Source organism: Methanosarcina subterranea (assembly GCF_055385895.1).
Genome location: NZ_AP042426.1, coordinates 167,040 through 181,080, shown reverse-complemented (window position 1 = coordinate 181,080; position 14,041 = coordinate 167,040). Strand labels below are relative to the sequence as shown.

Sequence of the window (14,041 nt, the reverse complement as noted above, 5' to 3'; positions counted from 1 at the left end):
GTGGCGACGCCAAAATTGAACGAAACAAGTTTGGAACTTAATTAATTTCTTGTTAGACCTACATAATATCCATAGCTGCACCACGATTTTTATGAGATCATATAAACTCCGGTTTAACTTCCATAGAGGTTTCTTTTTTCGAATTATCTAATTTTTGCGCAAAATCCTTTTTTAAAGATATTTCATCTACAGGGTGCCAGTCAATTTTATCGCAGAAATCAGCGTCTTCATCAGATAGTTCTCCAGACCTTAAATAATTCTCAAATATTTCCCTTTTCCGGATGGAGTGCCTTGCAACCTCAGACCATTTCACCCAGGAAAAATGCTCCATCCTCCTGTAAAGGTCATCTGTAAGAGGTATTGTAATCGTTGCCATCATAAATCACCTCTTTTTTCAAGGGCTTCAAACTTTTCAAGGTTTTTGATTTTTTCCTCAATCCCTTTCCTGGCTACCTCTGCCCAGTTAATATCAGCCATTGAATCAAGCTCTTTTTTCAGGTCATCTGGAACAGAAATTGTGAATCTTTTCATAATTTTCCTCTTTTACATATATGTGTGCAATTGCATATACTTAAAACATACCCACGGCGTGCTTAATAACCGAGAATTACGACTCAATTTTTATTTTTCTTCAGTCTCAGGCACCTCTGCAAACTCCCCCGAAGCAACCTTAATAAAAAATACGTGAAAAAAGAAGAGCCCTGGGTTTGCATTACAGCTTCCACGCAACAATTTTTTGGAAAGGTCGGCTGCCTCCATCTGCCGGTGAGAACTCCGACACCTGGAAATCAAAGAAAAAAAGCTTGCAAGACCACAATAATTAACTATTTTCTGACAGAGTTAAGCCAGCAAAGTTCGCGCCTCAATTTTTTTGCAGTCAATGAAGGAGCAGACCCGGAAAATTGTGAAGCTTGCACAAATTATAAACAGAGGTAGCATAAAGTATAAACAGAGGTAGCATAAAGTCATAAGTGATCAACTGTATGCAGCCCGCTATGCCACAATCAGATCTTGAACAGCTTGAACAGAAGTTAAGGGAATTTTTCTCTAAAGTTGAGGGCGTTACATTGGCCTATCTTTTCGGCTCAACCATCCGAAGAGAAGCTAACCGCCTGAGTGACATTGATATCGCTGTGCTTTTTGATGATACTCTTTTACAAAAGGAAGCTTTTGACCTTCAGCTGGAATTAATCGGTGAACTTACAGGGCTCCTTAAAACGAACAATGTGGACCTTGTGATAATCAATGATTCTCCTCTCCTTTTGACATATAACATTATACGTGAAGGGATCATTTTAAAATCCGATGAACCTGTAAGAGTTAAGTTTGAAACAAAAATCATGTCCAGATATCTGGACGAGCGGTATCACATTCAAAGGCATGCAAAAGAGAGTTTGAGAAGGATAGCAGAGAGCGGATTCCGATGATAGAAGAAATTAATTTCAAGCTGGAACAGTCGAGTTGCGGCTCGACGATGCGCGGTCCGTTTCGCTGCCCGAATTGCGCCTCGCCCGAATTGCGCCTCGCCCGAATTGCGCCTCGCCCGAATTGCGCCTCGGGAGCACGCGGTCCTTTTCGCTGCGCTCAAGAGGACTACAATTTTAAAAACTTGATTGTATATTCACCTGCCTGCGGGCTCCTCTCCAAAACTCTCCCGAGACAACCTGAACCAAATTCAGCTTTGAAAACACGGCAGGCAGTTTCAGCCCAGCTGCACCCCGAAGATCTGCCGCCTTTTTCCCTGAGCTAACGAAAAAATCCCGGTTTAAACTGCCAGTTTTTTCAAAACAGGAATTGTATATTTCCCCAGTCCCGGCCCCCTTCCCAAACTCCCCCGGCGCAACCTTACCGGAATTTCAGCGAACCACCCTCTCCGACCTCTCAAACCCCCCACCGGAAAACTCCCAGGCCCTCTGTCAGATAAATTAGAGGACACAGGCGAGATCTGTTTTACAGCTTATTACAATCATTTTTTGAGCCGTTTTAATATATTCTGTTTAGAAAAATATTGGCTGGACGGCAGAAAGTGAACACCGAAAAGGTGAGCATCAAAAAGGTGAGCATCAAAACATTGACCGCCGGGTATAATGGAATTGTAGACGGCTGTGAGGATAATCAGGACTTTTTCAAGCCTTCTTTATGCTGTGAAAATGAGAAAATTATGCGCCTGAGAATGCTGAACTCAGGTTTTTAAAAGATTGAACTTTAATTCCGGTGTATGCTCAGTACTACCTGCAGGAGGTTAATTTGCGTAAATCCGGGTTCATGCTTCAAGACCCTAAGCAGGATTCCCGTTACTTTAGTGGCGGGAGGAATGCGTAATCTTAGCAACCCTGTTTATATAAGATTCACACAAAATCTCTAAATAGGTTTATGTGAATATAATATACTATGGAATCTACTAAAACAATACAACTGAAAATTCTAAATCCAGATTTTGATTTAGTAGAAACCATGCAAAAATACACTAAAGGTATGAATTACACATCCAACATTGTTTTTGAACACGGAAAAATAATACCTGCTATGAAATTACAAAAAATGGTATATCCTTATCTCAGAGAAAATATTGGATTGAAATCTCAGATGAGTTGTAATATACCAAGACAAGTAGCAGGAACGTACAAAACAATAGTAGAACTGGCAAAAATAGGTATGAGTTATTGGCAGAAAGTAACGTATTCTCCGACATCCATGACATTATCATACAAGAGAGATTACATCATCTCAGAAAATTCGGTGAATATCACTACTTTCAGTCACGGAAGAAAGACATACCAAATCCAGAATTACGAATATGCATTACCATTTTTTAAAGATCCGTGGAAATTTGAAGCATCTAAAGTAGTGAAACATAAAGACGGAGATTATTATTTCCATCTAACCATTTCTCAGGAATTACCTGAGAAGAAAATAGAGGACGCTTCTACTTTCATGGGTGTTGATGTAGGCATTAATTATCTTGCGGTTGCATCTACCACTGACAAGAAATGCAAATTCTTTGCCGGTGGAGAAATAAAGAACCAGAGAAATGTCTACAAAAATATGAGAGCAAGATTACAATCTAAGGGAACTTTGTCAGCTAAACGTGTACTAAAACTGTTGGCAGGCAAAGAGAAACGTCTAATGACAGATGTTAATCATTGTATCTCTAAAGCAATTGTAAAATTCGCAATTGAAAATGGTGTTTCTGTAATCGGTTTAGAGGACTTAACCGGAATAAGGGATCGTACTAATAACAAGTTGAGAAAGAAGCAAAAATATCTCCATAACAGTTGGGCTTTCTATCAATTGCAGCAGTTTATTGAATATAAAGCCAAAAACGCTGGAATAATAACGGAATATGTAAATCCTGAATATACTTCTCAGACTTGTTGTAGATGTAACCACATCTCTAAAAATAATAGAAACGGATTAAAGTTTCGATGTAAGGCTTGTGGTTTTGATCTTAACGCCGATTTAAACGGTGCTCGGAACATCGAACACAGAACACGTGACTATAGGTATATCTTAGAGTCACAGGGGTGTCTGTCAACCACCCATACGGATAACATGATCTGAGAAATCAGGGATATCCATGCTTGCCACTTCAGTGGCGAGTAGTTGACTTATTTTAGATGCGTGCCCAGCCCGGCTATCGAATGTAGCATTATTCCGGTAAAACCCATGAAAGTCCCAATGAGGGTAAGCAGGATCATCAGTATGGTCGGTCCGAATTCCAGGCCCCCGCCAAGATAAAAAGTGCGCAAAAAACCAAAGCCCATGTATAACCCGCCTGCTCCGAGGATGATGCCTGGCAGGGTAAAGTAGTACAGAGGCTTATTAAACTCCATATCCTTAAAAACTGTTAACAAAACAACCAGACCATGCCTTATCGGGTTTTCGGTTGAGCAATCTACATCGTACCTTACCTGGATCTCCACTTCTTTTACCCTTAACCCGGCCCTTCCTGCGTCTGCAAGCATTTCACTTTCTATTGCCATTCCCTGCGCGCTGAAACGGAAGATATCTTTTGTGGAAGCTACAAAAGCACGGAACCCGCTCTGTGAGTCTGTAATTTTGACTCCTGAGTTCATGACCGTGGCTTTGTCCAGGATAGTCTGGCCTATGCGCCGGTACGCAGGTGTGTCCGTGGTGTGACCATTCAGGTAACGGCTCCCGTTAACCATGTCAGCTTCGCCTCTGAGGACGGGGGCAACGAGCCTGGGGATATCCGAAGGGTTGTGCTGCCCGTCAGAGTCCATGGTAACTATAATATCTGCGCCCTCGGCAGCTGCAAACCCGGTCTTGAAAGCCATGCCCTTTCCTTTGTTCGGAGAGTGCACTATTACTTCAGCACCTGCGCGTGCAGCAACCTCAGCAGTCCTGTCAGAACTGCCGTCGTCGACAACTATCACCCTGTCAACATACTGTTTTGAGAGCAGGACAATGCTCCCTATGGAAACCTCCTCATTATAAGCTGGAAGAATCAAGGTTATATTTTGAGAAGTAATCTGCCTTTCTACGAAAATTTCATGCGGCATCAGGGATTGAAAACCATCCTCAGCCGCCAGTTCTGCACTCGTTTTAATCTACCCCTTGCTAGAAGAACAAACCTCAATTTGATTATATTTTGAGTTTTATAATGAAACCAACACCATCGTCCAGGTTATAAATAATCCTTACAAATTGATACTTTATGACTAATTATCTAAAGGGAAGAGATGTTTAAATATAAATACTCATCTAAAAGAACTGGTGCGAATAAAAATATATATATTTGAGAGAAAAAGACACATTCTGATACCTCAAGGAATAAAAGGAACATAATCTGAAAGCCTCTTTTAGAAAAGTTATCTAACCGGCAACCTGCTTAAAGAAAGGAAATAGCTCATTTTATTAGAAAGAAATACTCAAAAATGCCAGAAATGTACCAAGTAAGTCTAAAAATATTGATTTTCTAAAATGTTAAAGCATAGATGGCTTCCTTAATGGTTCTATTTTTCCTCTATAAAACATAACTTTTTATGACACAATGCCAAAATCTAGTGATGAACTCAAAATTAAAAATCACTAGATTTTGAAAATGGTCACAATCCTTTGAACGTGACCTATTGATTGATGCCGGAAGATCTCGAATATTTGGTTTGATTGAATCCTGAATTCTTCTTGGAAATTCAAGATTTCAATCAAAAAATGCAAAAATCACTAGATTTAGGAACAGAGTCCTTTTTATTACGAACCTATTCAAAAACCAAGTTTATTCTTACATCAACGAGAATTTCAAAACTATTATCATGGTCGGAAGCTCAATTGATAATTCTAAGTTCTAGGTTCAGACAAGAGATTTTAAGTTTTGGAATCAGCTCAAATGTAAATCAAGTTACTTAAGATCTGATAGAATTGTAGACAGCTGCGAGGATAATCAGGATTTTGCATTCAAGTAAATAGATATGGGGCAGGGTACATTGCAGAAGTCTGTGCTTTGCTCAAGCGGACTAAATCATGGATTGAAATTGCGGTTTGATCGCAGGACTTTGCCGAAAATTTAAGGAGAGAAAAATAGAAGCCCAGGTGGAATCCAGCAGGAAATCACGGCAAAAACGATAAAGAGCTTTCCTGTGTTCCTGGATCTTCCTGAGCCTTTCCCAGGCACTTAAGAGTGCAGTAGAAGGCTTTTTCTTCCACACTTTTCAAAACTAAGAATTCACTGTTGCAAATTGGGCAAATTTTTTTTATGTATTTCATGAATAAACCACCTAAAAGTAAGTTGTTTAAACTGAAAATGTGCTTAAAATATTTAAAATGAATTCGATAAATTTAAAAACAAAAACCGCACTAAAAACGTATAATGAACAGCATAAAGGGACCAGCAACGAGTCTTTACATCACAGCACGAAAAATAATATGAATCTAAGAATCACTTTCAGAGAAGTCTAACTTTGAATTTATCAGAGAATCACTCCTTAATCTCCTGAATTCCTTTTTTTGCTTCCAGAAATATTGTGTCTATCTAAATCGGCAGTCTGCCCACAGCTATCTACATACATAGTTCTCTTCTTCTTACACTTCAGGCAATGTAGATATAAAAGTTACTCTCTGTTATAAGACTTTTATTTTTTCTTTAAGCCGAATTTATATTCAGGAGCCCTGACCTGAATTTTTGATTCTTGCGCGGACTTCCCCATTTAGGACATACTATTAAAATTATTGCCTTAAATTAGGGGGCACTTCTTAATAATATATTATAAATAGAAGCCCAAATAGGTAATATTATTTTATAAAAATGCATATCCATTGAATGATTTAAAAATTCACCAAATCGGTTAAATAATTTAAGGAGTATTTTACTAAAAATAGTATTTTTCGAGAAATTTTCCTGATAAGGATGCGGTAAATTTGAAAATTGCGAATCCTCGGCACAAAGCCTGAGTCAGATGTTAGATTTAATCAGAAAATTAGTCACTTGAACTGAAAATTTATGGAGAGAAAGTCATGTCTTCTCAAATTAGAAATCATTTTATCAGTCCAGAAGACCTTCAGAGTGAAAGTAGCTCACTCATAAACCTTACTTCTCATATTAGAGACTACTCTATTAGCCCAGATGGAGAAGAATTTCCATTACCTGAGCCTGAAGAATATGGAGAGGAATTCAAAAGAATTGAAATGCTCGTGAATCAGGCGCGGAAAGAAGGAAAAGAAATTGTTGTCGTGATGGGAGTGGGGTTCGTCGGAGCTGTAATGGCTGCGATCATTGCAGATACCAGAGACGAAAACGGAAATTACAGTAAATTTGTAATCGGCTGTCAGAGGCCAAGCACCCGAAGCTACTGGAAAATCCCCCTGCTTAACAAAGGGCAATCCCCTGTAAAATCAGAAGATAAAGAAGTAGACGAAATAATAAAACGCTGTGTCCTTGAAACAAAAACATTGATAGCTACATATACCAACGAGTGCCTGAAACTTGCTGATGTTGTTGTGGTGGATATTCAGTGTGATTATGTAAAGTGTGAGCTTGGAAACGTCAGGAGTGGCGAGGCCGATATGGCTGCCCTTGAAGATTCCATGAAAACGATCGGAGAAAATATACGTCCGGACTGCTTTGTCCTGATCGAAACGACCGTTGCTCCCGGAACTACCGAATTCGTTGCCCTTCCGCTCCTGAAAAAAGCATTCTACAAGCGTGGAATCGAGTCAACTCCCTTGCTCGCACATAGTTATGAGCGAGTCATGCCAGGAAAAGATTATGTTGCAAGCGTACGTGATTTCTGGAGAGTCTGTGCCGGTTGCACCGATGAAGCGAAAGTAAAGGTTGAAAAATTCCTCAGGGAAGTGATCAACACAAAAGACTACCCACTGACAGTGATGGACAGGCCTATAGAGTCCGAAACCGCAAAAATTATTGAGAATTCATACCGTGCAACGATACTTGCATTCCTCAATGAATGGAGCCTCTTTTCTGAAAGAAACGGTGTGGACATCATAAAAGTGATAGATGCAATAAAAATGCGCCCAACACACAGTAATATTATTTTCCCAGGTCCAGGAATAGGCGGCTACTGCCTCCCAAAAGACGGAGGTCTGGGTTACTGGGCTTACAAGCACATCCTTGGTTTTGAAGATGGGGATGATGTGTTTAAAATCACTCCCACATCAATTGATGTCAATGACACCAGAGCCCTACACGTAGCCGAACTTACAAGGGACGCCCTCAGAAACATGGACCGGTACATTGCCGGAGCAGATGTCCTAATCTGCGGAGCCAGCTACAGGCAGGACGTAGGCGACACCAGGTACAGTGGAAGCGAAATCGTCGTAAGGAAACTTACGGAAATGGGCGCTGAGATGCGTGTTCACGACCCTTACGTGGACAACTGGTACGAGATGGAAAGCCAGGACACATATCCGGTATCCGGCCAGTCCAAGAAGCATTTCTTCAGAAATCAGGAGTGTCTGACTGAGTTAAAAATGGAAACTGACTTTTCAACAGCTATTAAAGGTATAGAGGCTCTGATTTTTGCAGTCCCACATAAAGACTATCTTAACCTTGAACCGGAAGCTATCGTAAAAATGGCAGGCGGACCTATCGCAGTTGTTGACTGCTTCGGGATATTATCCGACGAAAAAATAAGAAGATACTTCGAACTTGGCTGCGAAGTCAAAGCCCTTGGAAGGGGGCACATCCAGAGAATTAAAAAAGAAGTACAGAAAAGAAAACTTCAGCAGCTTTCATAATTTTATAATTTATGAGGGAATTATTTGAAAAATAAAAATGTAATAATTACCGGTGGTACGGGTTTCATCGGTTCCCATCTTACTGAGAGGTTACTTGAGGACAATGAAGTAACAGTTATTGATAATGAATCTACAGGTAAAATTGAAAATATAAGACATCTACTAGACCACAAAAATCTAACTGTAATAAAAGGCAGTATAGTAGACTTAAACCTTACAGAAATATTCAAAGAGAAAGATTATATTTTCCATCTCGCAGCTATTTCAAGTGTTCCAAGAAGTGTGAAAGATCCTTTTAATTCAAACGACTCTAATGTAACAGGAACACTGAATGTTCTGATAGCTGCAAAAGATGCTGGAGTAAAGAAAGTAATATTTTCTTCATCCTCTTCAGTGTATGGGGATACGCCAATTCTCCCGAAAAGAGAAGATATGCCCATAAACCCAATGTCTCCATATGCAATTACGAAAGCAACCGGAGAAATGTACTGCAAGGTTTTTCAAGAACTATATGGGCTTCCAACTGTTTGTTTGAGATATTTTAATGTATTCGGGCCAAGACAGAGCCCTAATTCTCAGTGTGCTGCTGTAATTCCCAAATTCATAACTGCAATTTTGAATGATGAAAGTCCCGTGATATATGGAGATGGAGAACAAAGCAGAGACTTCACTTTTGTTAAAAATGTTGTTGATGCTAATATTCTCTCCTGTGAGTCTAAAGAAACCGGGATTTTCAATATCGCATATGGTAAAAGAATAACTATCAACGAACTCGTAGATATGATTAATGAAGTTCTTGGAAAAAATATCAAAGCAAAACATACGAACTTAAGGCCAGGAGATATTAAGCACTCTCTGGCAGAAATATCAAAAGCTAAAAAAATCGGATATAATCCAGTTGGTAATTTTAAGGATGAGCTCAAGACAGTAGTAGAATGGCTCATAAACTAATCTGAGAAGTATTTTTGGAGAAATGTGATTAGATTTAACAAAATTGACATGTTTGCTATTTTAGCTTAAATTTGAGGATTATTCATCGGTTTACGATTTGTAGTATCTAACCCCCATAATTTTGATAATGATAAACTAAAAAAGAGTCCAAGTTTACTAGTGCATCGATTCCAAATTATGGGAATAAAATTGGACTTCATTGGTCATCGGTTAAGGAAAAATCGTTATCACTTGCATTGATTTTCATAAAATTTGTTAAATTATTCATCAAATGCAAAACTGGAATCTGATATCGATTTCAATTTAAACACTAAACATTTGGGTTTGAGTTTTTCCGTCGAAATCGAGATCCGCAGCTCAAAATCCTTAACCGAATACAAATGACTCGATATTATAGACCTATAGTAACTTTACAACATGCCATTACTGACTTTTCGGATAGGCTCTAAGTAGAACTATAAGTAATATAGATAATACACACGAATAAAAATAAGTCAAAAAAGAAAATTAACAATTCAACTATAAAGGCTTTGGAAACATTCCTTCAATATATATAGAGTCAAGTTTTATAGGTAAACATTAATAAATAATTGAGAGATATTGAGTTTCTTATTTTTAGCCGTGTAGTGGGTACATTGAGATCTCCGAATCAATACCATTAACCGATGCAGGGTTCTTTGAATAATTGCAATTCGGAAATTCGATGTATATCTTCCTTTGGGCTAGTCACTCAGAAACTAAGAAACCCCTCAACAGATGACAAATTTAAAAATTGCCCAAAAAATTTTAAAAAGTAGTAATATAGAGAGTTACTGCATTGGACATTGATCAAATATGAATCAGTACAAAACATTTGCACAAAGAGTCGGATTAGTGGGGATAACAAATCTGATTCTCTCTTTAAGTAGCATCATCTTCTTACCCATACTTACCAAACATTTATCCATTGAAGAATATGGAATATGGGCGCAACTTATGGTTACAGTTGGAATAGTACCTTTAGCTATTCTTTTTGGGCTCCCATACACAATGACCAGATTCTTACCAACTTTAGAAAAGAAAGAAGAAATTCAAGAAATATTTTTTTCGATCCTTTTTGTAGTTACAGTTGCGAGCACAGTAGCATCACTTCTGATATATATATTCTCAAACTCAATAGCAAACAACTTATTTGACAGCAATGTACTGATCGTAAAAATTTTATGCGTTATTGTCTTTGTAGAGTGCCTTAACAGCTTCTTTTTTAGTTACTTAAGAGCAACTCAACAAATAAAAAAATATTCCATCTTATTATTTACTCAAACATTGCTTAACATAATCTTGGTAAGCTTTTTTGTAATTACTGGCAGAGGTGTTTTTGGGGCAGTGCTGGGATTCATGCTAAAAGAAATTATCATTTTTTTTATTACAGCCCTCATAACGATCTCAGAAGTTGGATTTAAGATCCCAAAATTTATAAATTTGAAGAGGTATCTCAGTTTTGGTCTTCCAACAATTCCAGGAAATCTTTCAAGTTGGATCGTAAATTCCAGTGACCGTTATGTAATTGGAATTCTTTTAGGGACTGCTTTTGTAGGGTTTTATTCACCTGGATACGCCCTTGGGAACATTATCCACATGTTTTTTGCACCTTTGGCTTTCATTCTTCCACCAACCCTTTCTGAATGTTATGACAACGGCAATTTTAAAGAAGTACACACAATACTTAGTTATGCCATGAAGTATTTCATATTAATAGCAGTACCTTGCGTTTTCGGGCTATCGCTACTATCAAAACCACTATTAATAATACTCACCACACCAGAAATTGCCACAGAGGGATATTTAATTACACCTTTTACAGCCCTAAGTTCCCTCTTTTTTGGAATGTACGGTATAATTTCGAATGTGTGTGTGCTTGAAAAAAAGACAAAAATAATAGGTAAAATATGGTTATTCTCCGCAATATTAAACCTCACATTAAATTTTGTATTCATTCCGATCATAGGCATATTGGGAGCAGCTGTTACGACACTCATTGCATTTGTATTTAGCTTTGTAGTTACATGGCAATACTGTTCCAAGTTGTTCATGTTTGATGTTAAAGCCGAATTTATTATGAAAAGCATTCTCGCTTCATTTTTGATGAGCCTGATAATTATTGAAATAGAACCTAAAGGATTGTATAGTATCCTATTAACAATAGGGATCTGTGCTACATTTTATGCGATGATCATGTTTTTATTAAAAGGATTTGAAAAAAGAGAACTCGACTTTATTAAGTCAATTATAAACACATAATCAAAGTTGCGCTGGCTGTCAACGGCGGTGAATAATTCCCCATTTTCGGCGGATTAAAATTCCCCAATTCTCAATCCTTGAGAAAAGTTCGAGGATTGTGATCATGCTGAAAGAGGAGGATTTATTCTTGATACGAGATTTAAGTTCACAAAACTTGAGCATCAGTGAAATCGCCAGACAAACAGGTTTCGACAGAAAAACGGTGAGTAAATATCTCCACCGAGCTCGTTTCAAAACTTCTCCTGTAGCTTTTCCCAATAAATAAAGAATGTTGCTAATATCACTAATGCCCTGAATATTCTGTCCAATCTTTCATACCTTAGGATAATTCTTCTGACCGGAGTTTCTAAGATATTAAAAAAGAAAGGCTCTTGGCTATGATTATTCACAGTCTAACAAAAAATTAATTAAGTTGACGACTTCAACTTGGGATATACTCCCCAAGTTGAAGTTTTGTAAAGATCTCCGCAGTTTCTTTGTTCATTTCCTCTACGACAAACTCTGCGTTTTCCCCTCCTTTTCCATTGTATACTAATCCCATTCTTATCTTTTCAAGATTCTCGGCCAGCTTTTGAATTGTTAGCTCCTGGTCATCGATCAAATGAAGCAAATAATTGTGTAGCAGTAACCCCATTACACAGAGAAACACATGGGCTCTGATCTTCATATCCTTTCTGACATACACAGGCTTTACCGGTATCAGTAACTTGTCTTTCAGCCACTTTATATCCTCTTCAATCATGTTTCGGGAATCGTACATGTCCACAATTTCTTTTGTTGCAATATTATCCTTATCAGTAAACACAACAGTCTTTCCCATCCCTAAAAGAAACTCTTTTTCCTGATCATCATTTAAACTGAAATAAAGTTGTAACTCTCCCTCTTTTTCAACGACATTGTAATCAAAGAGACCTCTATATTGCTTTGGAATTGTATCAACAATACGATTCATGAGACCTTTTGATGTCATTTTTCTGCATTTTCCTTTACGGTTAAATTTTGAGCTTATTTCTCCAATCTTCTCCAGGATATCAAATTTTTTAACTTCCCACTCATGCATCTGTTTTCGACTAGTAATTTCAGTGTATTTTATGACTCCAGTAAATTCTTTATCATACCAGTTTCCGTTTACACGATGAGCTTTGATGATATTCTTTTTTCCATTCTCCCATTTTTCTTCAAAATCGGACAAAGGAACATGGAATAAATCTTTGCACATCGAAGAAGGTAAAGCCCCAACAACGTGCATTTTATCCAAAATATGTTCTATGTTATCTGTAGAGTTCATTCCTCTATCAAAAACAATTGTTATTTCCTTAAGAGGAATCCCTATCTCTTCTATACGTTTGCAGATACTGTCAATCAGATCGGAGAACAGAGTTACATCAGGAACGTTTGCTGGATACGTAATTGTCTGAAAAGGAAGGTTTCCGTTTGAAGTTGTCAAACCAACTCCGATGAGGTTCTTATCATATCGTTTATCTTTGGAAAAACCTTTTTTTGGAAGATCCTCCCCATGCTCGATGTGAGTATAAAAGTTAGTTGTATCAAATGTTAGCTTCGTTGGCCTTATTCCTTTTTTGATCAATGTTTGAGAGATATCAAGTTCGATTTTGCGGATTGTTTCTTCATCCAATTTTTCCATGTAATTCAGGAAGTTCTGACTTGAGAGTTTGTACTTTGGCTTCATGAAAAATTGAAGTGAACTTTCTTTAAAATAGTAATCAAGAACGTTTCTGCTTAAGGAATGTTCGGATCTACCAATGATGATTAGGAGAAGATATTCTGCTGGGGTGAGACCTTTTATGTTTTTCCGATCAATGTGTTTGTTCAGACTTTTGATTAACCCCACGTCTTCAGCTGCCTTGAGTAAGGCAGCTGGTTTACCAAAAGAGTAGGAAGCTACCTTTTTTTCAGTGTTTTTTGTTATGAGCTCATAAACATGGTCCGCGGTTCCAACATATTTTTGAATTGTTTGAACTACTTTTCCATCGATCCATTCATTCTTGATGACATAAAGATATTTATTGCCTTTTATAGTTTTGATCTTGAAATGCATGAGATTTATTAGACCCTAAATACATATAAATTCTTTGAATTATTCTATTATTAATTTTGCCATAAATAATCCTATTGATATTTTTATTTTTTATGTAATGTGAGTAAGATTTGGTGACAAATAATTAAAATTAGTTAGACCCTATGAAAAATAAGCCGAATGATATCACTTTTAATCATAAAGTATAAACTCCGGTCTGAATCCTGTTTTTATCCTTGAGAAAAACCTTTCTACTGCTGACCTTTTCGCATACGATTTTTTACTAAATCTTCTAGGTCTTCCTCTTTTTCTTTTCTTTCTGTTTCTTTTGTTTTCAGGAATAGAAGCTTTGATTCTTCTCCTGTGCAGGTACTCTCGTACCTGCGTATCATCGTAAATTGAATCTGCTACTATTTCTTCTGGTCTTGTTATTGGTCTGTATCCGGTCCTTACCTTTATTGCTCCAATAGTCTCTTCAAATCTGTAAGGATCATATTCCGCTCCTGAACCAATAACAATGCTTATTGGAAGATCTTCTGAGGTTACGGCTGCATGAAT

The 14,041-nt window shown here is 37.6% G+C and carries 13 protein-coding genes and 1 pseudogene; 8 read left to right on the top strand and 6 right to left on the bottom strand.

Annotated features, from left to right (window positions below):
- Nucleotides 1-97: 97 nt before the first annotated feature.
- Both ACZ5A8_RS00845 and ACZ5A8_RS00840 read right to left on the bottom strand, forming a co-directional pair.
- On the bottom strand, nt 98-379 hold the full coding sequence (locus ACZ5A8_RS00845; RefSeq protein WP_464531700.1) for a hypothetical protein: 282 nt from the start codon (nt 377-379) through the stop codon (nt 98-100).
- Complete coding sequence (locus ACZ5A8_RS00840; RefSeq protein WP_464531699.1) at nt 376-531, bottom strand: hypothetical protein; 156 nt, start codon at nt 529-531, stop codon at nt 376-378. Before ACZ5A8_RS00840 ends, ACZ5A8_RS00845 begins: the two co-directional genes overlap by 4 nt.
- A 464-nt stretch (nt 532-995) precedes the next feature.
- On the opposite strand from ACZ5A8_RS00840, the gene mntA reads away from it, so the two are divergent.
- The 4 genes from mntA (at nt 996) to ACZ5A8_RS00820 (ending at nt 3,561) form a co-directional block, all read left to right on the top strand.
- Nucleotides 996-1,427 (top strand): type VII toxin-antitoxin system MntA family adenylyltransferase antitoxin, encoded by a 432-nt coding sequence (mntA, locus tag ACZ5A8_RS00835; RefSeq protein ID WP_461651971.1) that lies wholly within the window; start codon nt 996-998, stop codon nt 1,425-1,427.
- 47 nt (nt 1,428-1,474) lie between these two features.
- On the top strand, nt 1,475-1,750 hold the full coding sequence (locus tag ACZ5A8_RS00830; protein WP_464531698.1) for a hypothetical protein: 276 nt from the start codon (nt 1,475-1,477) through the stop codon (nt 1,748-1,750).
- 276 nt (nt 1,751-2,026) lie between these two features.
- Complete coding sequence (locus tag ACZ5A8_RS00825) at nt 2,027-2,194, top strand: hypothetical protein (protein ID WP_464531696.1); 168 nt, start codon at nt 2,027-2,029, stop codon at nt 2,192-2,194.
- Between the two features lie 197 nt (nt 2,195-2,391).
- On the top strand, nt 2,392-3,561 hold the full coding sequence (locus ACZ5A8_RS00820) for an RNA-guided endonuclease InsQ/TnpB family protein (RefSeq protein WP_464531695.1): 1,170 nt from the start codon (nt 2,392-2,394) through the stop codon (nt 3,559-3,561).
- Nucleotides 3,562-3,608: 47 nt separating this feature from the next.
- Here the strand turns inward: ACZ5A8_RS00820 and ACZ5A8_RS00815 are convergent, their stop codons facing one another.
- Nucleotides 3,609-4,523 carry a glycosyltransferase family 2 protein gene (locus tag ACZ5A8_RS00815; protein WP_464531694.1) on the bottom strand — a complete coding sequence of 305 codons (915 nt, stop codon included), beginning with the start codon at nt 4,521-4,523 and terminating at the stop codon, nt 3,609-3,611.
- 1,048 nt (nt 4,524-5,571) lie between these two features.
- Nucleotides 5,572-5,727, bottom strand: coding sequence for a hypothetical protein (locus tag ACZ5A8_RS00810; protein ID WP_464531693.1), 156 nt, complete (start codon nt 5,725-5,727; stop codon nt 5,572-5,574).
- A gap of 747 nt (nt 5,728-6,474) precedes the next feature.
- On the opposite strand from ACZ5A8_RS00810, the gene ACZ5A8_RS00805 reads away from it, so the two are divergent.
- The 4 genes and pseudogenes from ACZ5A8_RS00805 to ACZ5A8_RS00790 form a co-directional block, all read left to right on the top strand.
- A complete protein-coding gene (locus ACZ5A8_RS00805; RefSeq protein ID WP_464531691.1) occupies nt 6,475-8,214 on the top strand; it encodes a nucleotide sugar dehydrogenase in 1,740 nt (579 codons plus the stop codon).
- A 24-nt stretch (nt 8,215-8,238) separates the two neighbouring features.
- Entirely contained in the window at nt 8,239-9,165 is a 927-nt protein-coding gene (locus tag ACZ5A8_RS00800) for an SDR family oxidoreductase (protein WP_464531690.1), read from the top strand.
- Nucleotides 9,166-9,999: 834 nt separating this feature from the next.
- Complete coding sequence (locus tag ACZ5A8_RS00795; protein WP_464531689.1) at nt 10,000-11,445, top strand: flippase; 1,446 nt, start codon at nt 10,000-10,002, stop codon at nt 11,443-11,445.
- 103 nt (nt 11,446-11,548) lie between these two features.
- Nucleotides 11,549-11,689 (top strand): annotated as a pseudogene (locus tag ACZ5A8_RS00790) (sigma factor-like helix-turn-helix DNA-binding protein); the annotation flags it as partial.
- A gap of 177 nt (nt 11,690-11,866) precedes the next feature.
- Here the strand turns inward: ACZ5A8_RS00790 and ACZ5A8_RS00785 are convergent.
- Together ACZ5A8_RS00785 and ACZ5A8_RS00780 are read right to left on the bottom strand one after the other, a co-directional pair.
- On the bottom strand, nt 11,867-13,504 hold the full coding sequence (locus tag ACZ5A8_RS00785; protein ID WP_464531688.1) for an IS1634 family transposase: 1,638 nt from the start codon (nt 13,502-13,504) through the stop codon (nt 11,867-11,869).
- 171 nt (nt 13,505-13,675) lie between these two features.
- Nucleotides 13,676-14,041, bottom strand: coding sequence for a transposase (locus tag ACZ5A8_RS00780; protein WP_464533970.1), 366 nt, complete (start codon nt 14,039-14,041; stop codon nt 13,676-13,678).